Annotated in this window: 24 protein-coding genes and 1 pseudogene; 3 read left to right on the forward strand and 22 right to left on the reverse strand. The window is 72.5% G+C overall.

Annotation, left to right across the window (positions count from 1 at the left end):
- From E1182_RS14435 to ftsY, 19 genes are all read right to left on the reverse strand, one after another.
- Nucleotides 1-299 (reverse strand): DUF2469 domain-containing protein (locus tag E1182_RS14435; RefSeq protein WP_132265115.1); only part of this gene is annotated, 299 nt, incomplete at its 3' end.
- Entirely contained in the window at nucleotides 296-1,108 is an 813-nt protein-coding gene (locus E1182_RS14440) for a ribonuclease HII (RefSeq protein ID WP_132265118.1), read from the reverse strand. The genes E1182_RS14440 and E1182_RS14435, both read right to left, overlap by 4 nt.
- Complete coding sequence (locus tag E1182_RS14445; RefSeq protein WP_132265120.1) at nucleotides 1,102-1,611, reverse strand: NUDIX hydrolase; 510 nt, start codon at nucleotides 1,609-1,611, stop codon at nucleotides 1,102-1,104. Before E1182_RS14445 ends, E1182_RS14440 begins: the two co-directional genes overlap by 7 nt.
- 57 nt (nucleotides 1,612-1,668) lie before the next feature.
- On the reverse strand, nucleotides 1,669-2,301 hold the full coding sequence (gene lepB, locus E1182_RS14450) for a signal peptidase I (RefSeq protein ID WP_132265122.1): 633 nt from the start codon (nucleotides 2,299-2,301) through the stop codon (nucleotides 1,669-1,671).
- Complete coding sequence (lepB, locus tag E1182_RS14455; RefSeq protein ID WP_132265124.1) at nucleotides 2,298-3,173, reverse strand: signal peptidase I; 876 nt, start codon at nucleotides 3,171-3,173, stop codon at nucleotides 2,298-2,300. The genes lepB (E1182_RS14450) and lepB (E1182_RS14455) overlap by 4 nt, the downstream gene beginning before the upstream one ends.
- Before the next feature lie 187 nt (nucleotides 3,174-3,360).
- Nucleotides 3,361-3,720: a 50S ribosomal protein L19 gene (gene rplS / locus E1182_RS14460; RefSeq protein WP_132265126.1), complete on the reverse strand. Its 360-nt coding sequence runs from the start codon at nucleotides 3,718-3,720 to the stop codon at nucleotides 3,361-3,363.
- A gap of 142 nt (nucleotides 3,721-3,862) precedes the next feature.
- On the reverse strand, nucleotides 3,863-4,651 hold the full coding sequence (gene trmD / locus E1182_RS14465; protein WP_132265128.1) for a tRNA (guanosine(37)-N1)-methyltransferase TrmD: 789 nt from the start codon (nucleotides 4,649-4,651) through the stop codon (nucleotides 3,863-3,865).
- A gap of 15 nt (nucleotides 4,652-4,666) precedes the next feature.
- Nucleotides 4,667-5,260, reverse strand: a complete 594-nt coding sequence (rimM, locus tag E1182_RS14470) for a ribosome maturation factor RimM (protein WP_207914371.1) — start codon at nucleotides 5,258-5,260, stop codon at nucleotides 4,667-4,669.
- A 2-nt stretch (nucleotides 5,261-5,262) separates the two neighbouring features.
- Nucleotides 5,263-5,523, reverse strand: coding sequence for an RNA-binding protein (locus E1182_RS14475; RefSeq protein ID WP_132265132.1), 261 nt, complete (start codon nucleotides 5,521-5,523; stop codon nucleotides 5,263-5,265).
- On the reverse strand, nucleotides 5,498-5,938 hold the full coding sequence (rpsP, locus tag E1182_RS14480; RefSeq protein WP_132265134.1) for a 30S ribosomal protein S16: 441 nt from the start codon (nucleotides 5,936-5,938) through the stop codon (nucleotides 5,498-5,500). Before rpsP ends, E1182_RS14475 begins: the two co-directional genes overlap by 26 nt.
- A 241-nt stretch (nucleotides 5,939-6,179) precedes the next feature.
- Complete coding sequence (locus tag E1182_RS14485) at nucleotides 6,180-6,800, reverse strand: DUF402 domain-containing protein (RefSeq protein WP_132265136.1); 621 nt, start codon at nucleotides 6,798-6,800, stop codon at nucleotides 6,180-6,182.
- Nucleotides 6,801-6,849: 49 nt separating this feature from the next.
- On the reverse strand, nucleotides 6,850-8,256 hold the full coding sequence (gene proS / locus E1182_RS14490) for a proline--tRNA ligase (RefSeq protein WP_132265138.1): 1,407 nt from the start codon (nucleotides 8,254-8,256) through the stop codon (nucleotides 6,850-6,852).
- A gap of 79 nt (nucleotides 8,257-8,335) precedes the next feature.
- Entirely contained in the window at nucleotides 8,336-9,415 is a 1,080-nt protein-coding gene (locus tag E1182_RS14495) for an amidohydrolase family protein (protein ID WP_132265140.1), read from the reverse strand.
- A complete protein-coding gene (gene ffh, locus E1182_RS14500; RefSeq protein ID WP_132265142.1) occupies nucleotides 9,415-10,968 on the reverse strand; it encodes a signal recognition particle protein in 1,554 nt (517 codons plus the stop codon). The genes E1182_RS14495 and ffh overlap by 1 nt, the downstream gene beginning before the upstream one ends.
- Before the next feature lie 313 nt (nucleotides 10,969-11,281).
- Nucleotides 11,282-13,585 (reverse strand): [protein-PII] uridylyltransferase, encoded by a 2,304-nt coding sequence (locus E1182_RS14505; protein ID WP_132265144.1) that lies wholly within the window; start codon nucleotides 13,583-13,585, stop codon nucleotides 11,282-11,284.
- 10 nt (nucleotides 13,586-13,595) lie between these two features.
- Nucleotides 13,596-13,934 carry a P-II family nitrogen regulator gene (locus E1182_RS14510; protein WP_207914370.1) on the reverse strand — a complete coding sequence of 113 codons (339 nt, stop codon included), beginning with the start codon at nucleotides 13,932-13,934 and terminating at the stop codon, nucleotides 13,596-13,598.
- Nucleotides 13,935-13,959: 25 nt separating this feature from the next.
- A complete protein-coding gene (locus E1182_RS14515; protein ID WP_132265148.1) occupies nucleotides 13,960-15,369 on the reverse strand; it encodes an ammonium transporter in 1,410 nt (469 codons plus the stop codon).
- A 230-nt stretch (nucleotides 15,370-15,599) separates the two neighbouring features.
- A complete protein-coding gene (locus tag E1182_RS14520) occupies nucleotides 15,600-16,463 on the reverse strand; it encodes an aminoglycoside phosphotransferase family protein (protein ID WP_165942612.1) in 864 nt (287 codons plus the stop codon).
- 7 nt (nucleotides 16,464-16,470) lie between these two features.
- A complete protein-coding gene (gene ftsY, locus E1182_RS14525) occupies nucleotides 16,471-17,652 on the reverse strand; it encodes a signal recognition particle-docking protein FtsY (RefSeq protein WP_132265153.1) in 1,182 nt (393 codons plus the stop codon).
- 155 nt (nucleotides 17,653-17,807) lie between these two features.
- Here ftsY and E1182_RS14530 point away from each other — a divergent pair, with 155 nt between their 5' ends.
- Together E1182_RS14530 and E1182_RS14535 are read left to right on the forward strand one after the other, a co-directional pair.
- Nucleotides 17,808-19,553, forward strand: coding sequence for an alkaline phosphatase D family protein (locus E1182_RS14530; protein WP_132265155.1), 1,746 nt, complete (start codon nucleotides 17,808-17,810; stop codon nucleotides 19,551-19,553).
- Nucleotides 19,550-20,080, forward strand: a complete 531-nt coding sequence (locus E1182_RS14535) for a DinB family protein (RefSeq protein WP_132265157.1) — start codon at nucleotides 19,550-19,552, stop codon at nucleotides 20,078-20,080. The genes E1182_RS14530 and E1182_RS14535 overlap by 4 nt, the downstream gene beginning before the upstream one ends.
- Before the next feature lie 44 nt (nucleotides 20,081-20,124).
- Here the strand turns inward: E1182_RS14535 and E1182_RS14540 are convergent, their stop codons facing one another.
- The 3 genes from E1182_RS14540 to E1182_RS14550 form a co-directional block, all read right to left on the reverse strand.
- Nucleotides 20,125-20,745, reverse strand: coding sequence for an HAD family hydrolase (locus E1182_RS14540; RefSeq protein WP_132265159.1), 621 nt, complete (start codon nucleotides 20,743-20,745; stop codon nucleotides 20,125-20,127).
- The gene (gene smc, locus E1182_RS14545) at nucleotides 20,745-24,341 is read right to left on the reverse strand and encodes a chromosome segregation protein SMC (protein ID WP_132265161.1); all 3,597 of its coding nucleotides are present in this window, start codon (nucleotides 24,339-24,341) and stop codon (nucleotides 20,745-20,747) included. The genes E1182_RS14540 and smc overlap by 1 nt, the downstream gene beginning before the upstream one ends.
- A gap of 271 nt (nucleotides 24,342-24,612) precedes the next feature.
- Nucleotides 24,613-24,807, reverse strand: a complete 195-nt coding sequence (locus tag E1182_RS14550; protein ID WP_132265163.1) for a hypothetical protein — start codon at nucleotides 24,805-24,807, stop codon at nucleotides 24,613-24,615.
- A gap of 358 nt (nucleotides 24,808-25,165) precedes the next feature.
- Here E1182_RS14550 and E1182_RS31690 point away from each other — a divergent pair.
- Nucleotides 25,166-25,347, forward strand: a pseudogene (locus E1182_RS31690) (hypothetical protein); the annotation flags it as partial.

Here is a 25,347-nt window from a genome sequence, read left to right on the forward strand (position 1 = left end):
GGGAGGGAGATATCCGGCTTCTCGAGTTCCTCGACGTTGACGTCCTTGAACGTCATCACCCGGACGTTCTTGACGAACCGAGCGGGGCGGTACATGTCCCACACCCAGGCGTCGTGCATCTCGACCTCGAAGTAGACCTCACCGTCGGAGTTGCGCACGTGCAGGTCGACCTGGTTGGCCAGGTAGAAGCGGCGCTCGGTCTCCACCACGTAGGAGAACTGGCGGACAATGTCGCGGTACTCCCGGTAGAGCTGCAGCTCCATCTCGGTCTCGTACTTCTCGAGATCTTCCGCGCTCATCGCTCTCCGCCTTCCATGACCACATCTTCCCCCACCGCCGCGGAGGGTCGAGGCTGCTCGCCCAACGCCACGCCGACGGTACTCCTTGACGCGCCCGCGTGCTCCATCGGCTCGGGCGCGGACCCGCCGACAGGCCGTCGCGCCCGGGGCGGGGCCCCGTCGCGGCCGGACACGGCGGCCACGTTCACGTACGAGAAACGGTGCTCCACACACGGGCCGAGTTCGCGCAGCGCACCGGTGTGCTCGGCCGTGATGTACCCCTTGTGCTCGGCGAAGCCGTAGCCGGGGTGGCGCTCGTCGAGTTCCACCATGATCCGGTCCCGGGTGACCTTGGCCAGCACGCTGGCCGCCGCCACACAGGCCGCCACCCGGTCGCCCTTCCACACCGCCAGCCCCGGCACGTCCAGCCCGTCCACGCCGAACCCGTCGGTCAGCACGTAGTCCGGTCGGGTGGTCAGCGACGCCAGCGCCCGGCGCATCGCGGCGAGATTGCACACGTGCAGCCCTCGCGCGTCGACCTCCTCGGCCGGGATGACCACCACCGAGTACGCCAGGGCGCGGCTGACCACCTCGTCGTACACCCGCTCCCGGCTGGCCGCGGTGAGCAGCTTGGAGTCGGCCAGCCCGTCGATCTCGCCCCGCCGTCCCTCGGGCAGGATCGCGGCGGCGGCGACCAGCGGACCCGCGCAGGCACCCCGGCCGGCTTCGTCGGCTCCGGCCACGTGCCGGAATCCCCGCCGTTGCAGGGCGCGCTCCAGGGCGTACAGGCCACCGTCGCGGCGGACCACGGTGCGCGGCGGCGTCAGCACGGCGCACCCCCGTGCGACGGGTCGACCGGCCCGGTGGCCGGGAGCGGGTCACCGGCCAGCGCCCGGGCCAGCACCCCTGGTAGGTCCTCCGGGTAGTACCGCTGGTCGGTGGCGGCCAGTTCCGCCACCGACCACCACCGGTACCCGGACACGGTGGCCCGCTCGATCGCGTCGAAGCCCGTGGTGTCCACCTCCCAGGCGCCGATCCGGACCAGGAAGAACTCCTGCTCCTGGCGGTAGCGGACGCCGTCGAAGGGAAACTCGACCGTCTCCGACCAGACCGGGGCGCCCAGCTCGGCCGGGCTGAGCCGCAGCCCGGTCTCCTCGGCCAACTCGCGGGCCGCGCCCTGAGCCGAGGTCTCGCCCGGGTCGAGCCCACCGCCGGGGGTGAACCAGTAGCGGTGCTCCGGTCGGGCCGGATCGACGCCCTCGAAGAGCAGCACCCGGCCTGCGGAGTCGACGAGCAGCACCCGGCCCGCACGACGAGGGGTATGGACGGTCACCGCCCCAGACTGCCAGACGCGGGTGACCCGGGGCCACGTCAGGGCGGTTGGCCGCGGTTACGGGCTGGGGATCGCGTCGAACGGCTTCGGCACGCTCAACCAGGTTGCCCGGTCCACCGGCCAGAACACCGTGAAGGCGCGGCCGACCACCCGGTCCTCCGGGATCGTCGCCTCGGTGACGTCCCGACCGGACTGCTGCCAGTGTTCCAGCGAGTCACCCGAGGCGGAGCGGTGGTCACCCATCACCCAGAGCCGCCCCGCGGGGACGGTGATGTCGAACTCCTGGTCGGCCGGCTTGTCCTGCTGACCATCGGCGGAGTAGATGTACGGCTCGTCGAGCCGCTGGCCGTTGATCACCAGCTTGCCGGCGTCGCAACAGACGACCCGGTCCCCGCCCACACCGATCACCCGCTTGATGAAGTCCTCACCGTTGGGGTTGCCGCTCCACGACGTCGGCGCCTTGAACACCACCACCTCGCCTCGGTGCGGCGACCGGAAGTCGTAGACCAGCTTGTTGACCAGCACCCGATCGTCGATCTTGAGCGTGTTCTCCATGGACGGTGACGGGATGAAGAAGGTCTGCAGCACGAAGGCGCGGACCAGCACCGCCACCAGGATCGCCACGCCCAGCAGGATGGGCAGCTCCTTCCAGAAGGAGCTGCGGGGCTTCTCGGTCTGCTCGTCAATCACGAATGGAGCCTACGTCGCCGGGCACGCGGAGATCGTCCGGAACGCGCGAGAACCGACATCAGCCCCGCCATCGGGACGATGAGGACGACACCGCCGACCGGGGTGGCCTCGACCGGCTGCGCCGGCGCGGCGGCCGGGCGGGACAGTTGGGCGAAGGTCGCCGGCACCGACAGCGACGCCCACCGCTGCGACGGCCAGACCACCATGAAGGCCCGGCCGACGACGTTGTCGATCGGCACCGGCCCCTGGCAGCGGGCGTCCTGGGAGACCAGCCGGTGGTCGCCCATCACGAAGATCTGGTCGGGTGGGACGACGACCTCGTCGAAGCGCCGTGACCGGCACTCCCCGGGATTGGGCGGCACGTCCAGCGGCGAGTTACGGATCACGTAGGGCTCGTCCAGCGGGATGTCGTTGACCAGCACCCGGCCCTGCTCGTCGCAGCACCGCACCCGGTCCCCGGGCACGCCGATGACCCGCTTGATGAAGTCCTTCTCACCGGGGCGGCTCACCCCGACCAGATCGCCGAGGGTACGAGCGATCTTGCCGGCGAAGTCCGGCGGCGGGCCGGTCGGCTCCTGTGCCACCCACCGGTCGGTGCCGCGGAACACCACCACCTCGCCGCGCACCGGGTCACGGACGTCGTAGACGACCTTGTTGACCAGGACCCGGTCGCCGACGAGAAGAGTGTCCTCCATCGAGCCGGACGGGATGAAGAAGGCCTGGAGCAGAAAGGTGCGGATCAGCACCGCGAGGCAGAACGCCACGATCAGCAGCAGCGGCAACTCCTGCCAGAGCGGCATCTGCTTCCGGGTGCGGCGGGCCCTCCTGCGCCACGGGTCGACCGTGCCGTTGTCGTCAAGCACCTGCACCACGCCACTCCCCGGTCCGCAGAAACGACACTACCGCCCGGGAGCCTCCTCGAGGCTCCACGGGCGGTAGTGGACGATCGCATGCCGTGACCACGTCGCGGCGTCGCAGCCCTCCTGCGCCCGTACGACCAGGGTAGTTCCATCTGGTCGATACGACATCCGCGCAGGTCAGGGGCGCAGCGAGCGGTTCTCAGCTCGCCGGCTGCTTCTCGCGCAGCTCCTTGATCTTGGCCTTCTTGCCCCGCAGCTCGCGCAGGTAGTAGAGCTTGGCGCGGCGGACGTCACCGCGGGTCACGACCTCGATCCGGTCGATCGCCGGGCTGTTGAGCGGGTAGGTCCGCTCCACGCCGACGCCGAAGCTGACCTTGCGGACCGAGAAGGTCTCGCGCAGACCGTCACCCTGGCGACGGATGACGACGCCCTGGAAGATCTGGACACGGGACCGGTTGCCCTCGACGACCCGCGCGTGCACCTTCACGGTGTCACCGGCACGGAAGTCGGGAAGGTCGACCCGCTTCGACTGGGCGTCAAGGGCGTCCAGGATGTTCATCGCTGCGTCCTCGTAAGGCTCACGGCGCACCGTCAGTCGGTGCGCGGATGGGTGATTCTGACTCCCGGGTGGCAGCCGGCGACGCCGGCCCCGGTCGGGAGCCCTCGCGTCCGCTCACGGCGTGGGCGGACGCGGCAACCCCCTACTTTGCCACATCCCCCGGCGGCACCGGAAACCCACCCCGATCCAACGCGGCGACGTCCCGCTTGTCGAGGCTTCCCGGGGCGAGCGCGGCGATCATGTCGGGACGGCGCGCCGCCGTACGCCGCAACGCCTCGTCCCGCCGCCAGCGGGCGATCCTGCCGTGGTCGCCGGAACGGAGCACCTCCGGTACCTCCAGCCCTCGCCAGGTCGCCGGCTTGGTGAACATGGGAGCCTCCAGCAGCCCGTGGGCGTGCGACTCCTCCTCCAGCGAGCCGGCGTTGCCCAGCACCCCCGGCAGCAGCCGGGTGACCGCCTCGAGGATCACCAGCACCGCCACCTCGCCGCCGAAGAGCACGTAGTCACCGAGAGACACCTCGGTGACCGGCATCCGCGTCGCGGCGTGCTCCAGCACCCGCTGGTCGATGCCCTCGTACCGGCCGCAGGCGAAGAGCAGGTGCGACTCGGCGGCCAACTCGTGCGCCATCGCCTGGGTGAACGGCACGCCGGCCGGGGAGGGCACCAGCAGCCGGGGCAGGGTGTGCCCGTCGGGGCTCAGCTCGCCCGGAGCCAGGGCGTCCAGGGCCGCGCCCCAGGGTTCCGGGCGCATGACCATGCCGGGCCCGCCGCCGTAGGGGGTGTCGTCGACCGTCCGGTGCACGTCGTGCGTCCAGTCCCGCAGGTCGTGCACGGCCAGCCGGAGCGTCCCGTTCGCCCGAGCCCGGCCGATCAGCGACAGATCCAGCGGGGCGAAGTACTCGGGAAAGATCGACACGATGTCGACGCGCATGAGGGGCGGCTCCGGCTACAGGTCGAGCAGGCCGTCCGGCGGGTCGACCACGACCCGGCCGCCGGCGAGATCGACCTCGGGGACGATCGCCTTGACGAAGGGGATCAACGCGGTACGCCCCTCGGGCCGGCGCAGCACGAGCAGGTCCGAGGCGGGAGCGTGATCGATCCCGGCGACCTCGCCCAGCCGCTGGCCGTCCGGGGTGACCACGGCGAGGCCGACCAACTGGTGGTCGTGGAACTCCTCCGGGTCCTCCGGCGGCGCCACGTCGGCGCTGTCCACCACGAGCAGGGTGCCACGCAGCACCTCGGCGACGTCGCGGTCCAGCACGCCCTCGAAGGCGACCAGGAGCCGGCCCTGGTGGAAGCGGGCCGCCTCGACGGTCAGCTCCGCCGGGACCTGGAACTGTGTCCCGGCGTCGGTCGCGGGCACCGGCCCGGGCTCGGTATGCGGCTCCCTGCCCGGGGCCTCGGCCCGGGGTCTCGCCCCGGGCGCGGTGCGGAGCACCGTACCCGGGGCGAACCGTGCTTCCGGTTCGTCGGTCCGCACCTCCACGGTGACCTCACCGCGGATGCCGTGCGGTTTGCCGATCCTGCCGACGACGAGCAGCATCAGTACGAGTCGACGATGTCGACGCGTACCCCGCGTCCGCCGATGGAGCCGATCACCTGGCGCAGCGCCTTGGCGGTCCGGCCGGACCGCCCGATGACGGTGCCGAGGTCCTCGGGGTGCACGCGGACTTCCAGCCGCTTGCCCCGACGGGAGTCGATCATGCGGACGCGCACGTCGTCCGGGTGGTCGACGATGCCCTTGACCAGGTGCTCCAACGCGGGACGCAGTGCCACGTCAGGCCTGCTCACCGGCGTCGGCAGGAGCAGCGGCCTCGGCCGGGGCCTCGGTCTTGGCGGCCTTCTTGGCCGGCTTGGCGGCCGGGGTCGCGGCCACGCCGGCGGCGGCCTGCGCCTCGGCCTCGTACGCCGCCTTGCGGTCGGCCCGCTCCGGGGCGACCTTCAGCGGCGGCGGGGCCGGCAGGCCCTTGAACTTCTGCCAGTCACCGGTCAGCTCCAGCAGACGCTGCACCGCCTCGCTCGGCTGCGCGCCGACGGAGAGCCAGTACTGGACCCGGTCCGACTTGACCTCGATCACCGAAGGGTCTTCCTTCGGCTGGTACACGCCGACGAACTCGATCGCGCGACCGTCACGCTTGGTGCGCGAGTCGGCGATGACGATGCGGTACTGCGGGTTGCGGATCTTACCCATCCGTAGGAGCCGGATCTTTACGGCCACAGTTGTTTCGCTCCTGTTGCGATCTCACCAGCCCGGACGGGCGGTGTGCACGGGTGAGCGCCGACCGGCACAGTGGGGTTGGGCCGGAGACTGCTCGGTGGACTGGCGACACGCCCGGGTTAGAGGGCGCCGGACGCGCGCCGGATACCAGCGACCCATTCTGCCAGATCCGCCGCCGATCTCTCACACCGGACCCGGACACCGCGCGCGGAGCCGGCGTCGACGTGACATGGAACACCTCTCAGCGCACCGGCGGACGGTCCCAGCCCGGCGGCAGCTCGTCCGGCACGTCCCACTCCCCCGGCGGGGTGTAGTCGCACCAGGTGCCGTCGAACGGGAAGGCCCCCGCCTCGGCGAGGGCGACCACCCGCTCGCCCTCGGCGCGGACCGCCGCCTCGTCGGCCACCCAGTAGTGCTCGGGGAAGGCGATCCGCTCGGCGAACTCCTCCTCGTCCTTCCACTCCCAGCTCCGGTCGGGGTGGACCACCACGTCGAGGTCCTGGTCCACCACGTCGACCCCGGCGACGGCACCGTCGTCCCACCGGACGCCGGGCTCCTCCAGGTTCACGTACCAGTTGATGAAGCGGCCCTGCCCGTCACGGAACCACCAGACCGAGTGGGCCGCCCCAGAGGGCAGGAACTTCAGCACCGGCGGACCGTTCCACCGGCCCCGCGCCAGCCGGTACGACGAGGTGATCCACTCGGCGAAGGGCATCGCCCGCATGCCGAGGCCCGCCGCGGTCACCTCGTGCGCCACCGGGGCGTCCCGGGCGATCCAGAGCAGCAGGCCGCGCTCGTCGTCGCTGACCACCCGGCCCGCCCGGACCCAACCGATCCGGCCGCGCCGCACGTTCCGATGCATGATCAACCGACCCGGCTCGAACCGGTCGACGGGAGTGGCCGGGCGCACCTCAGTAGGCGCGGGCCAGGATGGCGACCAGGTCCGGCTCGTCCTCCGAGTCCGGCACCGAGCCGTCGGCGCGCAGCAGGCAGCGCACCGTCACGCCCTGCCCGTTCGCCTCCGCCTCACCGGCCACGCCGACCGCCGACCACGGCACCCGGGCCCAGCCGGTGGCCGCCGCCTCGATCGCCTCCGCCAGCGTCGACACCTCCGTGGTGCGGGACTCGCGGTGGGCCAGGGCCTGGTCGTGCAGCGCCCGCTGGTCGGCGTCCAGGGCGGCCAGCACCGCGCCGACCACGTCCGCCACCGGGGTGGGGGCCTTCGAGCCGTCCGTACGCCGGACCACGACCGCGTTGCCGGCGGCCAGGTCGCGGGGGCCGACCTCGACGCGTACCGGGTAGCCGCGCAGTTCGGCGTCGACGGCCCGGCGGCCGAACGGGGTGTCGACGCGGTCGTCGAGCGCGACCCGCACGCCGGCGTCGCGCAGCGCGTCGCGCAGCTTGGCCGCCGCCTCGCCGACGCCCTCGCCGGCCTTGACCACCATCACGTACGCCTGGATCGGCGCCAGCCTCGGCGGCACCCGCAGGCCGTTGTCGTCGCCGTGGGCCATGATCAGGCCACCGAGCATCCGGGTGGAGGTGCCCCAGGAGGTCGTCCAGGCGTGCTCCCGGCCGCCCTCGGCGGAGGAGTAGCTGATGTCGAACGCCCTGGCGAAGTTCTGCCCCAGCTCGTGGCTGGTGCCGAGCTGGAGCGCCTTGCCGTCACCCATCATGCCTTCGCAGGTGTACGTGGCGGTCGCGCCGGCGAAGCGCTCCCGGGTGGTCTTCAGGCCGACCACCACCGGGATGCCGAGCACGTTGACCATCAGGTCCTCGTACGCCTCGTGCAGGATCCGCCGCGCGTAGGCCCGGGCGTCGTCCCGGGTGGCGTGCGCGGTGTGCCCCTCCTGCCAGAGGAACTCGCTGGTCCGCAGGAAGATCCGGGGGCGCAGCTCCCAGCGGACCACGTTGGCCCACTGGTTGAGCAGCAGCGGCAGGTCTCGGTACGAGTCGATCCACTTGGCCATGAACTCGCCGATCACCGTCTCGCTGGTGGGGCGCACCACCACCGGCTCGGCGAGCTGCTTGCCGCCACCGTGGGTGACCACCGCCAGCTCCGGCGAGAAGCCCTCGACGTGCTCGGCCTCGCGCTTGAGGTAGCTCTCCGGGATGAACAAAGGGAAGTAGGCGTTCTCCGCGCCGGCCGCCTTGATCCGGGCGTCCATCTCGGCCTGCATCCGCTCCCAGATGGCGTAGCCGGCCGGACGGATGACCATGGTCCCCCGGACCGGGCCGTTGTCGGCCAGCTTCGCCTTGGCGATGAGGTCCTGGTACCAGCGGGGGAAGTCCTCCGCACGGGGAGTGAGCACGCGAGCCATGACCGCACATCCTATGCGGCGTCCGCGCCGCGGTGGCGTCCGGGCGGCCCACCGGCCGCGTCGCGCCACGGACCGCGGGTCAGCGCAGCACCCGGCCACGCAGGACGATACGGGAGGGGGCCCGGACGACCCGGAGGTCGGCCCGTGGATCCTCGGGGTAGACGACCAGGTCGGCGAGGCCACCCTCGACCAGCCCGGGGAAGCCGAGCCAGTCGCGGGCCCGCCAGGAGGCGGCGGCGAGCACGTCGTCGGGGGACATACCGGCCCGGTCGTGCAGCAGGAGCATCTCCTCGGCGGCGAGTCCGTGGTCGATGCCGCCGCCCGCGTCGGTGCCGACGTAGATCGGCACCCCCGCCTCGTACGCGGCCCGCACCACCTCCGGGAAGCGGTCCCGCAGGGCGAGCATGTGGTCGGCGTACCCGGGGAACTTCGCCCGGGCCTGGTCGGCGATCCCGCCGAAGGTCCGAATGTTGATCATTGTGGGCACGAGCGCCGTGCCCTGGCGGGCCATCAGGTCGATCAGGTCGAGGCTCAGCCCCGTGCCGTGCTCCACCGAGTCCACCCCGGCCCGCACCATGATTTCCACGGCCGTCTCGGAGAAGGTGTGCACCGCCGCGCGTACGCCGGCGGCGTGGGCCGCCTCGACGGCGGCGGTCATGGTGTCCGCGTCCCAGGCGGGCGCGAGGTCGCCCGCCTGGCGGTCGATCCAGTCGCCGACCAGCTTGACCCAGCCGTTGCCGGCGCGCGCCTGCGCGGCCACGGTCGCGGCGACCTCGGCCGCGCCGACCTCCACCCCGATGTCGCGCAGGTACCGCCTGGGCGGGGCGATGTGCCGGCCCGCGCGGGCCAGTCGCGGCAGGTCCGGCTCGTCGTCGAGTTCCGGGTACGGGTACGGGGAGCCGGCGTCGCGGATGGCGAGCACCCCGGCGTCGCGGTCGGCGCGGGCCAGGTCGCGGGCCTGGTCGAGCGAGGCGATCGGGGCGCCGCCGCGGGCGATGCCGATGTGGCAGTGCGCGTCGGTGAGGCCGGGCAGCAGGTAGCCGCCGTCGGCGATCGTCTCCGCGCCGGGCACCGGATCGAAGGTGACCCGGTCGCCGACCAGCCAGAGATCCCGCACCTCGTCGTCGGGCAGGAGCACACCGCGTACGTGCAGAGCCATCAGCGAGGGCGGTTGTCGCCCTTACCGAACTTGTTGAAGTCGATTTTCGGAAGCTTGAAGCCCGGGGGCAACCCCTGTCCACCGGCCAGGTCGCCCGGGTCCATGCCGGGCGGAAGCTGCGGCATGCCGCCCGGGAAGCCGCCCGGCACACCACCGGCACCGATCCGCGGCCGGCCGCCACCGCCCTTGGTGCCCTTCCGCTTGTTCTTCGGCGACTTGGTGGCCTTGCGCCGACTGCCCGGCAGGCCCATCATGCCGCCCATCTGCTTCATCATCTTCTGCGCGTCGGCGAAGCGGTTGAGCAGCTGGTTGACGTCCATGACGGTGACCCCGGAGCCGCCCGCGATGCGGGCCCGCCGGGAACCGTTGATGATCTTCGGGTTGGTCCGCTCGGCCGGGGTCATCGACCGGATGATCGCGGTGACCCGGTCGAAGTGCTTGTCGTCCAGATCGGCGAGCTGGTCCTTCATCTGCCCCATGCCGGGCATCATGGCCAGCACGTTGGCGATCGGGCCCATCCGGCGGACGGCGATGAGCTGGTCGAGGAAGTCCTCCAGAGTGAACTGCTCGCCGCCCATCAGCTTGGCGGTCATCTTCTCCTTCTGATCGGCGTCGAAGGCCTGCTCGGCCTGCTCGATCAGAGTGAGGACGTCGCCCATACCGAGGATCCGGCTGGCCATCCGGTCGGGGTGGAAGACGTCGAAGTCCTCCAGCTTCTCGCCGGTGGAGGCGAAGAGGATCGGCTGCCCGGTGACCTCCCGGACCGACAGCGCGGCACCACCCCGGGCGTCACCGTCGAGTTTCGACAGCACCACGCCGGTGATGCCGACCCCGTCGCGGAACGCCTCGGCGGTGCGGACCGCGTCCTGACCGACCATGGCGTCGATGACGAAGATGACCTCGTCCGGGTCGACCGCGTCGCGGATGTCGGCGGCCTGCCGCATCATCTCGGTGTCGATACCGAGGCGGCCGGCGGTGTCGACGATGACGATGTCCCGGGCGGCCCGCCGCGCGTGCTCGATCGAGGCGCGAGCCACCTGCACCGGGTCGCCGACGCCGTTGCCGGGCTCCGGGGCGTACACCTCGACCCCGGCCCGGCCGCCGAGCACCTGCAGCTGCCCGACGGCGTTGGGGCGCTGGAGGTCGGCGGCGACCAGCAGCGGCTGGTGCCCCTGAGCCTTGAGCCAGCGGGCCAGCTTGCCGGCGAGGGTGGTCTTACCGGAACCCTGGAGGCCGGCCAGCATGATCACCGTCGGCGGCTGCTTGGCGAACTGGAGCCGCCGCCCCTCGCCGCCGAGGACCGTGATCAGCTCCTCGTTGACGATCTTGACGATCTGCTGGGCCGGGTTGAGCGCCTGGGACACCTCGGCGCTGCGCGCCCGCTCCTTGACGTTGGCGATGAAGCCCTTGACCACCGGCAGCGCGACGTCCGCCTCCAGCAGCGCCATGCGGATCTCGCGCGCGGTGGCGTCGATGTCGGCGTCGGTGAGCCGACCCTTGCCGCGGAGCTTGGTGAAGATCCCGGAGAGGCGGTCACTCAAGGTGTCAAACACGCGAACATCCCGTTTGTCGTTTTTCCGGCGGGCACAACGCGGCCGGGCAGGTGTCCAGCCACCGCTAGGGTAGCCCGCCGCCCGTCCCCGTGTTCCGCCCCAGCCGTTCCGTCGTGCGCGGAGCTGTCCGTCGCACCCTGTAAACCTGATGGCATGAATGGATCATCCGGACAACCGCGCCCCTGGCCTCGCGGACCATCGGAGCCTGGCGATCCACCCATGCGTTCAGGTCGGTAGCGCCTCACAACCACCTGCGTCTCCCCTGGGTTCCCGGACACCGACCCCGCCGCACCCGCCGGCCGCCCGGACGAGCTCAGACCGCGCCCAGCACGGCCGCCTCCAGCCGGGCCCGCTCGGCGTCCCCCGGCCAACCGCCGACCAGATAGAACACGTCCACCACGTCGCCGCCGAGGGTGGAGATGCGGGCGGCGCGCACCTGGGCACCGGCCTCGTCCAGGGCGCAGGTCACCCGGTAGAGCAGCCCCGCCGCGTCGGCGGCCCGCAACTCGAGCAGCACCGCGTCGGTGGCCGCCTCCCGGTGCCAGACCACCCGGGGCGCGGCCCCCGCGCCCCGCGCCGCGAGCGCCCGGCCGCGCAGCCGCTGGGTGACCGAGACGTCCCCGTTGACGGCGCGACGCAGGTCGGTGCTGAGCGCGATCGGGTCGGGCCCGAGACCGTACCGGGGCTGCACCCGGCATTCGACCAGGGCCCGGCCGTCGACCGTGGTGGCGTCCGCGGCGAGCACCTCCAGCCGGTGCAGGGCCAGGCAACCGGCCACCGTCGCGAGCAGGCCCCGCCGGTCCGCCGCGGCCACCGACACCCGGTCCTCCCCCAGGTGTACGACGGGAAGCGGCCCGGCCACCAGCGCCGGATCCGGGGCCGGCGGCGGAGGCACCACGCCGGTGTCCAACGCGGTGCGTACCCGGCCGACCAGCTCAGCGATCAGCCGTCCCTTCCAGTCCGACCACGCGGCCGGGCCGGTGGCCGCCGCGTCGGCCCGGGTCAGGGCGTGCAGCAGGTCCAGGGTGGTGGTGTCGCCGACCTGCTCGGCGACCCCGGCGACGGTCTTCGGATCGGACAGGTCCCGCCGGGTGGCCACGTCGGGCAGCAACAGGTGCAGCCGCACCAGCGTGCCGATCAGCGCCGCCTCCGCGGCCGGCAGACCGATCCGGGCGGCGACCGCCTCGGCGATCGGTGCCCCGACGACACTGTGGTCGCCCGGGAGCCCCTTGCCGATGTCGTGCAGGAACGCGGCGAGCAGCAGCAGGTCGGGCCGGTCCACGTCCCGGGTGTGCCGGCTGGCCTCGTACGCGGTCTGCACCAGGTGCCGGTCCAGGGTGAACCGGTGCACCGGGTTGTGCTGCGGCAGGCTGCGCATCCGGGTCCACTCGGGCAACCAGCCGTCGATCAGCCCGTACCGGTCGCAGGTCTCCCAGGCCGGCAGCAGGCCGGCACCGGCCCCGAGCAGGGTGGTCAACGCGGCTCGGGCGGCCGGCGGCCAGGGCGCCGGCAGCGGCGGGCAGTACGCGGCCAGCCACTCGCAGGTGGCCCGGGCGATCGGCAGCCGGGTGGTGGCCGCCGCCGCGGCGACCCGAAGCGACAGGCTCGGATCGGGACGGGCGCCGATGGCGGTACGGGCCAGCACCAGCTCGCCGTCGTGCTCGACCACGTCCCGGGCGACCGGCCGGCGCACCGGCCGATCGTCTCCCCCGCGTCGACGGCCGGTGCGCAACCGGTCGGCGGCCCGCCACGCGTCGTCGAGGGCGTGACTGACGGTGCGGGCGTCCCCGGCGACCCGCCGCAGCAGCGCGTCGCCGTCGTGGACGGCGACGCCGTCCGGGCCGGTCTCGGACGCGGGGCGACGCAGACCGAGCAGCCGGGCCACCGCGTCGCGTTCCTGGGCGAGCAGCCGGTCGACCCGGCGGCCGACCTGCTCGTGCAGGGCGTCGCGGGTGTCCAGCAGGCGCAGGTGCGCGGCGTGGACGGCGGGGCGCAGCGCGTCGGTGACCCCGGCGGTGGCGATGGCGCGCAGGATGCCCACGTCGCGCAGCCCGCCGGCCGCCTCCTTGAGGTCACCTTCGAGCAGGAAGGCCAGCTCGCCGTGGGTACGCCAGCGGGTCTCGGTGATCTCCCGTAGCACGGGGAGCCGGCGGACGGCGGTACGCCGCCAGTGGTCGACGGCCGTGCGGAGCAGGTGGTCGACGAGCCCCCGGTCACCGGCGACGAAGCGCGCGTCGAGCAGGGACAGCGCGACCTTGACGTCGTCCTCGGCCACCGCGAGCGCCTCGGTGACGGTGCGCACCGAGTGGTCCAGCCGCACCCCGGCGTCCCAGATCGGGTACCAGAGCGAGGCCGCCAGCTCGTCCACCCCGGGCACCCTGTCGTGCAGCAGCACCAGGTCGAGGTCGCCGTGCGGGGCGCACTGCCGCCGCCCCAGACCGCCGACGGCGACCAGCGCGATCCCGTCCCGGGCGGGCAGCAGCGACCGAAGCCAGGCGTCGTGCCCGTCGGCACGCCGTGCCCGGGCGGCCTCCCCGATGCCGCCGACCCCGTCGACCGGGGCGGGCGCGTCGGTTGGTGCAGTGTCCGACGCGGTGCTCCTGGTCGACGGGGTCATCAACGGACTCTCACAGCGCGTCGAGGCCACGCTCGCCGGTACGGACCCGGACGACCTCCTCGACACCCGTCACCCAGACCTTGCCGTCACCGATCTTGCCGGTCCGGGCCGCGGTGACGATGGCGTCGACGATCTTGTCGACGTCCATCTCGTCGGTGAGCACCTCGACCCGGATCTTGGGCAGGAACTCGACCGTGTACTCGGCACCCCGGTAGACCTCGGTGTGCCCCTTCTGCCGCCCGTACCCCTGGACCTCGCTGACGGTCAGGCCGGCCACGCCGAGGGCGTGCAGAGCCTCCTTCACCGCGTCCAGCTGGTACGGCTTGATGACCGCGGTCACCAGCTTCATGTCCATGCCCTCCATTCTCCGAACGTTAACCGGCGACCTTCTCGTCCACTGCCGCAGCCGATGCGGGGGCCTCCCCCGAGGCCGACTTCGCGGCGCCCGGGGTCAGCCCGGCCATCGCGAACGCCCCAGCAGCGGCGCCGCCGGTGCTCGGCGACAGGTCGTACGCGCTCTCCGCGTGCTCGGCGATGTCGACGCCCTCGATCTCGGCCTCCGCCTGGACCCGGAAACCGATGGTCTTCTCGATGGCGAGGGCGAGGCCGTAGGCCACGGCGAACGACCAGACCGTCACGATCAGACCACCGAGGGCCTGCCGGCCGAGCTGGGTGACGCCGCCGCCGTAGAAGAGGCCGTCGGAGGCGCCGACCACGTCGGTGATGGCGGCGTTGACCGAGTTGGTGGCGAACAGACCGAGCCAGAGCGAGCCGATCCAGCCACCGACGAAGTGCACGCCGACCACGTCGAGCGAGTCGTCGTAGCCGAGCTTGTACTTCAGGCTGATGGCGAGCGCGCAGACCACACCGGCGACGATGCCGAGCAGAACCGCCGCCCACGGGGCGATGAAGCCGCAGGCCGGGGTGATGGCGACCAGACCGGCGACGGCACCGGAGGAGGCACCGACCATGGTCGGCTTCTTGTCCTTGACCCACTCCACCGCGATCCAGCCGAGCACCGCCGCGGCGGTGGCGAGCTGGGTGTTGATGAAGGCGAGACCGGCGACCGAGTCCACGGTCAGCTCCGAGCCGGCGTTGAACCCGAACCAGCCGAACCAGAGCAGGCCCGCGCCGAGCGCGACCAGCGGGATGTTGTGCGGCTTCATGCCCTCACGGGGCCAGCCGAGCCGCTTGCCGAGCACCAGGACCAGGGCGAGCGCCGCGGCACCGGCGTTGATGTGCACCGCGGTCCCACCGGCGAAGTCCAGCGCGTGGATCTTGGCGCCGACGATGCCGCCGCCCCACACCCAGTGGGCGACCGGGAAGTAGACCAGGGTGGCCCAGCCGAAGGCGAAGATCAGCCAGCCGGCGAACTTGGCCCGGTCGGAGATCGCGCCGCTGATCAGCGCGACGGTGATCACCGCGAAGACCATCTGGAACGCCATGAAGACGTAGAGCGGGACCCCGATGCCGCTGGGGTTCTCGGCGGTCGCGCCCCACAGGTCGGTCTCCGCCAGGAAGGTCTTGGTGCCGAGGTAGGCGCCCGGGTCGCCCCAGAGCCCGTTGACGTCGGACCCGAAGGCGACGCTGAATCCGTAGAACCACCACAGAATAGAGATGAGCCCGATGGCCGAGAAGCTCATCATCATCATGTTGAGCACACCCTTGGACCGGTTGAGTCCGCCGTAGAACAGCGCCAGTCCAGGGGTCATAAGCAGCACGAGCGCGGTCGAAACCAGCAGCCAAACGGTGTTGGCGCCGTCGATCGTCGGTGCTTCAGGCACGCTGGCCTCCTAAAGGTGAAGTTCCCTCCCTCGCGGCTTCCGGGGCAGCGTCGCCCGTACGCCGGTTGCGCGGAAGCTTCGCCGCCCCCTGTTTCCTGCACCGACACGGCACGATTTCCGGCACGTGACGACTTGTTTCCGGCATGTGAAGAACCGCGATCATCACCCTAGGAAACCGGACAGAAGGGGCGTCCCCACCTGGGAACGCCCCTTCCTCGTCGCGGTGCGGCTCAGTACAGGGCCCGCTCCAGGGTGTGCCGCTCGTAGTCGAGCAGGCGCAGGTCCCGCATCGGACGCCGCAGGTGGCCCTTGTGCACGATCCGGACGAACGCCGGCTCGCCGGCCGCCGCCATCCGGCGGATACCTTCCACGTGGTCCACGATCCGCTTGCGGATGGTCCGGATCAGGCGGTGCCGGTCCCGTGGGATCAGCCCGTACGCGTCGGCGAACAGGCGCAACCGACGCGGGCGGTCGGGCCGTTTCCACCCCAGCGTGATCGAGTCCCGATCGGAGAAGATCGGCACCCAGGTCCAGGCGGCGTACGCCACGTCGTAGATCCGGGCACCTGGCGAGGCCAGGTCGAAGTCGATCAGCCCGAGGGTGCCGTCCGGCCGCCAGATCACGTTGTGCGGGGCGGCGTCATGGTGGCAGATGACCTCGGTGTCCGGCGGGGGTGGGCCGAACGAGCGCCAGACCGCCCCGGCCGGCGGCGCGAACCCGTACTGCGCGTCGTGGAACATCCGTAGCATGGTGGCCACGGTCACCAGCGCCTCGTCGGTGACCCAGTGCGGGGCCAGCGGGTACTCCCCGCACTCCCCCTCCAGGTACGACAGGACCTCCCGGTTGCGCTCGTCCATGCCCAGCGCGCGCGGCGCGCCGCTGAACCCGACGTACTCCAGGTGGCGCAGCAGGGCGTGCACCGCGGGCGTCCAGGGGCCGGCGTTGCGGCGGACCGTGTCACCGACCCGCACCACGGTGCTCACGTTCCCGCCGTGCAGCGGGATCTCCTGCGAGGTCACGTACGGTCTCCCCAGGCGCGGACCGGAGTGGCGGGCCTCGCGCCACCCGGCGTACGCGCGATCGTCGTTCGTCACCGCGAGGTTACGCGTCCCGGGCGAGCGGCTCGGTCCCGAGCAGCGCGTCGACGAACTGCGTCGGATCGAACGGGGCCAGATCGTCCGCGCCCTCGCCGAGGCCCACCAGCTTGACCGGGATGCCGAGCTTGCGCTGTACGGCGATCACGATGCCGCCCTTGGCGGTGCCGTCGAGCTTGGTCAGCGCCACGCCGGTCACGTTGACCACCTCGGTGAAGACCCGGGCCTGCTCCAACCCGTTCTGCCCGGTGGTGGCGTCGAGGACGAGCAGCGTCTCGTCGATCGGGCCGTGCTTCTCCACCACCCGCTTGACCTTGCCCAGCTCGTCCATCAGGCCGATTTTGTTCTGCAACCGGCCGGCGGTGTCGATCAGCACGGTGTCGGTGCCGGCGTCGATGCCCCGGCGGACCGCGTCGAAGGCGACGCTGGCCGGGTCGGCGCCCTCCGGGCCACGGACGGTCTGCGCGCCCACCCGGCCGCCCCAGGTCTCCAGCTGGTCGGCGGCGGCGGCCCGGAAGGTGTCGGCCGCGCCGAGGGTGACGGTCCGGCCGTCGGCGACCAGCACCCGGGCGATCTTGCCGCAGGTGGTGGTCTTGCCGGCACCGTTGACGCCGACCACCAGCAACACCGCCGGCATGCCCTGCTTCGGGGTGGTCCGCAACGACCGGTCCAGACTCGGGTCGAGGGCGTTGACCAGCTCGGCGGCGAGCAGCGCGCGAAGCTCGGTGGCGGAGCGGGTGCCGAGTACCCGGGTGCGCTCGCGGAGCCGGTCGACGATCTCCCGGGTGGCGTCGATCCCGACGTCGGCGGTGATCAGGCTGTCCTCGATCTCCTCCCAGGCGTCCTCGTCGAGGTGGTCCCGGCTGAGCAGGCCGAGCAGCCCCTTACCGAAGGCGTTCTGCGAGCGGGACAACCGGGAGCGCAGTCGCACCAGCCGGCCGGCGGTGGGCTCGGGGATCTCCAGCGGAGGCGCCTCGACCACCGGCGGCTCGACCAGGACGCCGGTGGAGAGTTCGGACTCGGGTGCCTCGACGGGGGGACCGGCCAGGTCCTCCTCGGTGCGGGTGTCGACCGCGGTCTCCGGCAGCGGCGGCTCGGGGCGCCGGCGCAGCCGGGGCACCACCAGGCTGAGGGCGCCGATGATCAGCACACCGAGCAGGGCGAGTGCGACGAGGAGGTAGTCCTTCATGCCGAAATCCTGTCAGATGCCGGCAGCCGCGTCTCATCGACCGCACCCCCGGGCCGTCCGGCGCGCGCGGCGGTCAGCCCGTCCCGCAGCCGGCAGTGGCGCGACCGCCGGCGGGGTAGTAATGATGAAGCCCGCTCATCCCCGGAGGTCCCGCCATGCCCGCCGCGCGCCTGCTCATCGGACCTCTGCTGCGTCGGGTGGTCGGCACCCGGGCCACCGTCTGGGTGGAGACCAGCGGGCCCGCCGTGGTCACCGTCCGCACCGCCGCCGGGGCGTCCGGCTCCGCGCCGACCTTCTCCGCGTACGACCACCACTACGCGCTCGTCGTGGTGGCGGGCCTCACCCCGGACAGCGCCACCCCGTACCAGGTGCTGATCGACGACGAGGTGGCCTGGCCGGTGCCGGCCGGCGGTTTCCCGCCCAGCGTGATCCGGACCAGGGCCGCCGACGACCGCGACCAGCCGGTGCGGCTGGTCTTCGGGTCCTGCCGGGAGACCACCCAGCACGCCACCGCCCGCCGGCTGCCCCCGGACGCGCTCGACGCGTACGCCCGGCGGTTGCTGGCCGATCCGGATCCGGCGGACCTGCCCGACCTGCTGGTGCTCCTGGGCGACCAGGTCTACGCCGATGTGACCTCCCCCACGGTGCGCCGGCTGCTGCGGCGACGCCGGAAGCGGCCGAAGGGCGCCCCGGCCACCCAGGTGGTCAGCTTCGACGAGTACACGAAGCTCTACCTGGAGTCCTGGCGTGACCCGGAGATCCGCTGGCTGCTCTCCACCGTGCCGAGCGTGATGATCTTCGATGACCACGAGGTCATCGACGACTGGAACACCTCGGCGTCGTGGCGGGCGGACATGCGGGTGCAGCCGTGGTGGGCGGAGCGGATCCGCAGCGGCCTGGCCTCGTACTGGGTCTACCAGCACCTGGGCAACCTCGCCCCGGCCGAGATCGCCGAGGACCCGCTGTACGCCAAGGTGATGACCGCCGAGGACGCCACCGAGGTGCTGCGCGAGTTCGGCGAACGGGTCGACCGGGAGGCCGACGAGGCGCACGACACCGTGCGCTGGCGGGCGGTGCAGTACCAGTGGAGCTACGCCCTCGACCTGGGGCGGACCCGCCTGGTCATGCTGGACAACCGGTGCAGCCGGGTGCTGGAGCCGGGCAACCGGGCGATGCTGCCGGCCGGCGAGTGGTCCTGGTTCCTGGACCGGGCGCACGGCGTCTACGACCACCTGGTGGTGGGTGCCTCGCTGCCGTGGCTGCTGCCGCCGGCCATCCACCACGTGGAGGCGTGGAACGAACGCCTTGCCGACTCCGGCCGGCCCTGGGTGGCGCGGCTGGCCGAACACATCCGCCGCTCCTGTGACCTGGAACACTGGGCGGCGTTCCGCCGTTCGTTCGACGCGCTGGGGGCCCTCTTCGCCCGGCTGGGCAGCGGCACGGCGGCCACCTCCGGCGACCGGGTCGGCGCCGGGCCGGCGTACCCGGCACCCGCGTCGATCAGTGTGCTCTCCGGCGACGTGCACCACTCGTACGTGGCCCGGGCCCGCTTCGACGACCCGGCGGTCCGTACCCCCGTGCACCAGTTGACCTGTTCCCCGATCCACAACCAGGTGCCGACGGGACTGCGCCCGCTGATGCGGCTGGGCTGGAGCCGTGGACCGGCCACCGCCGCCCGGGCCCTGGCCCGTTCGGTCGGCGTCCGTCGACCCAGCGTGCGGTGGAAGAAGCTGGCCGGCCCGTACTTCGGCAACGCGGTGGCGACCCTGGCGCACACCGGGCGGCAGGCGGAGGTGCTGATCGAGGGCACCACGAGCGACGGGCACCTGCGCGTGGTGGCCCGGCGGCGGTTGACCCGCGCCGGCGACGGCCACAAAAGCGGGGGAGGATGGCCGACATGACCTGGAGAGCACCCGAGATCACCCGGACCAAGGAACCGTACGTCGCCGACGAACGCACCATGCTGGAGGGTTGGCTCGACTTCCACCGTGACACCCTGCTGGTCAAGTGCGCGGGGCTGACCGCCGAGCAGTTGAAGACGCCGAGCGTGGAGCCGTCCGGGCTGACCCTGCTCGGCCTGGTCCGGCACCTGGCCTACGTGGAGCGGGTCTGGTTCCGGATCCGGGCCGCGGGCGAGGCCATCGACGGCATCTACTGCACCGAGGAGAACCCGGACGGCGACTTCGACGACGTCGCCGACGCCGACGCGGAGGCCGACTTCGCCACCTTCGCCGCCGAGGTGGCGGCGGCCCGCGCCGCCGCCGCCGGCCTGTCGCTGGAGCAGACCTTCCAGACTCGCCGCCGCGACGGCAGTACCGACGAGATCAGCGTCCGGTGGGTCTACCTGCACATGATCGAGGAGTACGCCCGGCACAACGGCCACGCCGACCTGATCCGGGAACGCATCGACGGCGTCACCGGCGACTGAGCCGACCCGGCCGGCCGGTCGGTACGCCGGCCCGGCCGGCCGGGTCAGTACGCCAGCGCCGCTCGCAGGTAGCGCAGGCCGTCCGGTCCGCTCCACCGGTACGCCGACAGGCCCGCGGTCCGCGCACCGCTGACCGCCCGGTCCTCGTCGTCGACGAAGAGCACCCGCGACGGTGCGGTCTCCAGCGCCGCGCAGGCGATCTGGAAATACTCCTTGGCCGGCTTGTGCACGCCGACGGCCGAGGAGTTGACCACCACGTCCAACTCGCCGACCAGGCCCAGCGCCGCCAGGTCGGCGTCGAGCAGGTCGGTGCCGTTGGTGCCCAGACCCACCTTGATCCCACCCGCCCGCGCCTCGCGGACGAAGGCCAGCACGTCCGGGTCGACCTCGCCCCGGTAGCGCTGCCACTCCTGCACCGCGGCGCGAGCCCGGTCCGGGTCACCGAGCGAGGGGGTGAGCGCCTCGGCGACGCTGGCCATCCACTCGGCGTGGCTGACCCGGCCGGTCAGCACCGGCTGGAGCCGCCCCCACTGCATGGCGATCTCGCCGAGCACCCCCGCCGAAAGCCCGTACGCCCGCTCGACCCCGGCGGCGACCGCCGGATCCCAGCGGCGCAGCACCCCGTCGAGGTCCACCAGGAGCGCCGTGGCGCGTTCCCGACCCACTAGTCGTTCTCCTGCCCGTCGTTGTCGGCCCGGTTGAGCCGTTGGCTGATCACCTGGGTGACCCCGCTGCGCATGGTCACCCCGTAGAGCGCGTCGGCGATCTCCATGGTCCGTTTCTGGTGGGTGATGACGATCAGCTGACTCTTCTCCCGCAACTGTGCCAGCAGGGTGATCAACCGGCCCAGGTTGACGTCGTCCAGCGCCGCCTCGACCTCGTCCATGATGTAGAACGGGCTGGGCCGAGCCCGGAAGATCGCCACCAGCATCGCCACCGCGGTCAGCGACCGCTCGCCGCCGGAGAGCAGCGACAACCGCTTGATCTTCTTGCCCGGGGGTCGGGCCTCCACCTCGACGCCGGTGGCGAGCAGATCGTCGGGGTCGGTGAGGACCAGCCGGCCCTCGCCGCCGGGGAAGAGCACGGTGAAGACCTGTTCGAACTCCCGGGCGGTGTCGGCGAACGCGCTGGCGAAGACCTCCAGGATCCGGTCGTCGACGTCCTTGACCACGGTGAGCAGGTCCCGGCGGGTGGCCTTGAGGTCCTCCAGCTGTTCGGAGAGGAACTTGTAGCGTTCCTCCAGCGCGGCGAACTCCTCCAGCGCGAGCGGGTTGACCTTGCCGAGCAGGGCCAGTTCCCGTTCCGCCTTGGCCGCCCGCTTCTCCTGCACCGGCCGCTCGTAGCGGACCGGCTCGGGCACCGGCAGGCCGTCGCGTTCGGCCGCCGCGACGTCCACCTGGGTGGGCGGGACGAGCTGGGTAGGGCCGTACTCGGCGATGAGGGTCTCCACATCGAGACCGAAGTCCTCGGCCGCCTTCGCCTCCAACTGCTCGATGCGCAGCCGCTGCTCGGCGCGGGCCACCTCGTCGCGGTGCACCTGGCTGGTGAGCCGTTCCAGCTCCGCACCGAGACGTTTGGCCGCGCCGCGTACCTCCGACAGCTCGGCCTCGCGGGTGGCGCGTTCGCGCGCCACGGCGTCGCGGTGCTCCTCGGCCGCCGCGATCGACCCGGTGAGCCGGGTCAGCGCCTCGCGGGCGCCGCCGACCACCGCCCGGGCGATCTGGGCACCGCGGGCACGGGCCGCCCGCCGGGCGGCGGCGCGCTCCCGCGCGGCCCGCTCGGCGGCGGCCTGCCGGGCGAGGGAGTCGGCCCGGCCGGCGATGGAGGCGACGCGCTCCTCGGCGGTACGCACCGCCAACCGGACCTCCATCTCGTTCTGCCGGGCCCGGGGCACCATCGCGGCGAGCTGGTCGCGTTCCTCGGTGGAGGGTTCGGCGTCGAGCGGGGTGGCCTCGGCCAGCCGCAGCCGCTCCTCCAGCTCGGCCAGGGCCGTCAGGTCGCGTTCCCGGGCAGCCTCGGCGCGGGCGCGGGAGTCGCCGAGCCGGTCGGTCTCCGCCTTCGCCGACCGGGCGGCGGCCCCCAGTTCGGCGAGCCGGCGGGCGGCGGCGTTGCGGTGGCTCTCCGCCTCCCGCTTCGCGGCGGCGGCGTGCTGCACCGCCTCCTTGGCGGCGGCCACCTCGGCGCGCGCCTCGACCAGTTGCTCGCGCAGTTCCACACCGGTGCGCTCGGCGGCGGCCCGGTTGGCACGGGCCTCCTCCACCGCGGCCTGCACCTCGATGTAGCTGGGCGCCTTCGCCGACCCGCCGGCCGCCGCGTACGCGCCGACCACGTCACCGTCCGGAGTGACCGCACGCAGCTCGGGATTGTCGGCGACCAGCTCCGCGGCGGCGGCGAGGTCGTCGACGAGCACCACGTCCCGCAGCGCGCGGTGCACCGCCGGGCGGATCTCGGCGGCGCACTCGACCAGGTCGGGGGCCCAGCGGGCGTGCTCGGGCAGCTTCGGGCGCAGCGCGTCGGCAGGTCCGGCCATGCCCGGGCCGGCGGGGCTGCCGACCAGCAGGCCGGCCCGGCCGGCGTCGGAGATCTTCAGCAGCCGCATCGCCTCGACGGCCTCGTCCACCCCGGTCACCGCGACGGCGTCGGCGAGCCCGCCGAGCGCGGCGGCGAGCGCCGCCTCGCGGCCGGGGGCGACGGTGAGCAGCCCGGCGAGGCTGCCCAGCAGGCCGGGCACCTCGCCGGCGCGGGCGAGCAACGCGCCGGCGCCGTCCTTGCGGCGCAGACCGAGAGCGAGCGCCTCCTCGCGGGCCTTCCAGGTGGCCGCGTCCTTCTCGGCGGCGCGCTCGGCGTCGGCGAGGGCCCGTACGGCGGCCTGGGCGCGTTCCTGAACGGCGACCGCCTCGGCGTGCCGTTCGTCGAGTTCGGCGTTGTCCCGGTCGGCCTCGGTGGACTGCTCCGCCACCGCGTCCAGGTCCGCCTGGGCCTGCTCGGCGCGGGCGAGGGCGTCGGCGTGCGCGGCGGCGAGCCGGGCGATCTCCTCCCCGGCGCTGGTGGTGCGGGCCCGGGCCGAGTTGACCTGGCCGGTGAGTCGAGCCAGTCCCTCACGGCGGTCGGCGATGGCCTTGGCGGCGGCGACCAGTTCCCGTTCGGCGGCGGCGAGCTGGCGTTCCAGCTCCTGCCGCTGCTCGACCGCCTCGGCCAGCCGGATCTGGTCCTCGGTCAGCGCCGCGCGCAGGTCCTCCTCCTGTTCGCGCACCCGCTGCGACTCGGCCTCCAACTGGTCGGGGTCGCGGCCCGGGCGCTCGTCGTCGCCGGTGGCGCTGAGGTGGCGCAGCCGCTCCCGGGCGAGCTGCTCGACCGAACGGAACCGTTCCTGCAGGGCGGAGAGCTTGTACCAGGTGTCCTGGGCGGCGGCGAGCAGCGGCGCGTCCTCGGCGAGAGCGGCCTCCAGTTCGCCGAGGCGGGACTGGACCTCGGCGTGCTCCGCCTCGACCTGCTCGCGCCGCTCACGCAGCGCGGTCTCGTCGGCGATTTCCCGGTCCAGGGTGGTCCGCAGGGTGTGCAGGTCGTCGGCGAGTAACCGCAGCCGGGCGTCGCGCAGGTTGGCCTGGATGGCGGCGGCCCGGCGGGCCACCTCCGCCTGCCGGCCCAGCGGCTTGAGCTGGCGGCGCAGCTCGGCGGTGAGGTCGGTCAAGCGGTTGAGATTCACCTGCATCGCGTCGAGCTTCCGCAGCGCCTTCTCCTTGCGCTTGCGGTGCTTGAGGACGCCGGCCGCCTCCTCGATGAAGGCCCGGCGGTCCTCCGGCTTGGCGTGCAGCATGCCGTCGAGCCGCCCCTGGCCGACGATGATGTGCATCTCCCGGCCGATGCCGGAGTCCGAGAGCAGTTCCTGGATGTCGAGCAGGCGGCAGGAGTCGCCGTTGATCTCGTACTCGCTCTCGCCGGAGCGGAACATCCGGCGGGTGATGGAGACCTCGGTGTAGTCGATGGGCAGCGCGCCGTCGGTGTTGTCGATGGTGAGGGTGACCTCGGCGCGGCCCAGCGGCGCCCGGCCGGCGGTGCCGGCGAAGATGACGTCCTCCATCTTGCCGCCGCGCAGCGCCTTGGCGCCCTGTTCGCCCAGCACCCAGGCGATGGCGTCGACGACGTTGGACTTGCCGGAGCCGTTCGGGCCGACCACGCAGGTGATCCCGGGCTCCAGCTTCAACGTCGTGGCGGAGGCGAAGGACTTGAAGCCCTTCACCGTCAGGCTCTTGAGATGCACCTTCTCGATCCTCGTCCGGTGGCCGCCGTACCTCGCGGGCTGCGCGGACCTGGTGAACCCGCAGACTAACCCCTTGCTGACGGCCCGCCGGCACGCGACCCGCCCCGGTCGGCAGGTGGCCGCCCGGCGACGCGCCCGCAGCGGCGGCACCGGCGGCAAGATCGTGAAATTGCGACCGCGGAATTGCGGCGGACAGAGCTGCGCGCCGGCACTTTACGTGTCGGCGCGCGTTGTTTCGGTGGTGTTATTCGGTTGTCCGGATCCCGAGAGATCAGGTCAGTGCCGGCTCGGCCAGGCGAAGGAGGCCATCGGCCTCCGCAGCCGCCGCAGCAAGCCGATCGTTGTCGGCACGCAGACGCGTGATCTCGAACTCCAGTGCCTGAACCGTGGCACGCAGTCGGGTGACCTCGTCGAGCAGACGCCGGTCGGGCGCTGCACCTACGTGGCCGAATAGGGCCTTCGCCATGCTGAACTCCTTGATGTGCGCTGCCGGAATGGCCGGCCAACGCGCGCCCACGAACTGTTCGCGACTGCTAATCCCGGCGAAATCCGGGCATGGCTGGGCGCGACTGGCGACACCTATATATTGAGCCGAGGACCCCTGTTTCGTCAAGTTCCCGCAGGCCGTAGATCATCTTCGCGTCTACCCTGTTCACTCGCCGGGGGCCGCAAGGCTCGGACACACTCTGTCCGGACTCCTTTACTGTACGCCGGAAAATGTGCGTAGGGTCACTACGTGAGGGCCGCTCTCTTAACTCTTTCTTAGCCAGGTTGCCGCCCTCACGGCACGGCCGTAGCGTCACCCCGGCCCGGTAGGCGAACCCGTGGAGGCGACAGGCGTGTACGGCTCGACCGATCCCAACGAACCGGACGGCGCTCCCCGCCGACCGCAGTCGCCCACCGACGGCGAACCGGGCTGGCTGACCGACCGACCGCAGCCGCGCTCGGCGTACCTCTTCGGCGACGAGCCGGAACAACCCGGCGCGGAGCCGGCCGCTACCTCCAC

Origin of the sequence: Micromonospora sp. KC721, from assembly GCF_004348355.1 — a bacterium.
Classification (GTDB): domain Bacteria; phylum Actinomycetota; class Actinomycetes; order Mycobacteriales; family Micromonosporaceae; genus Micromonospora.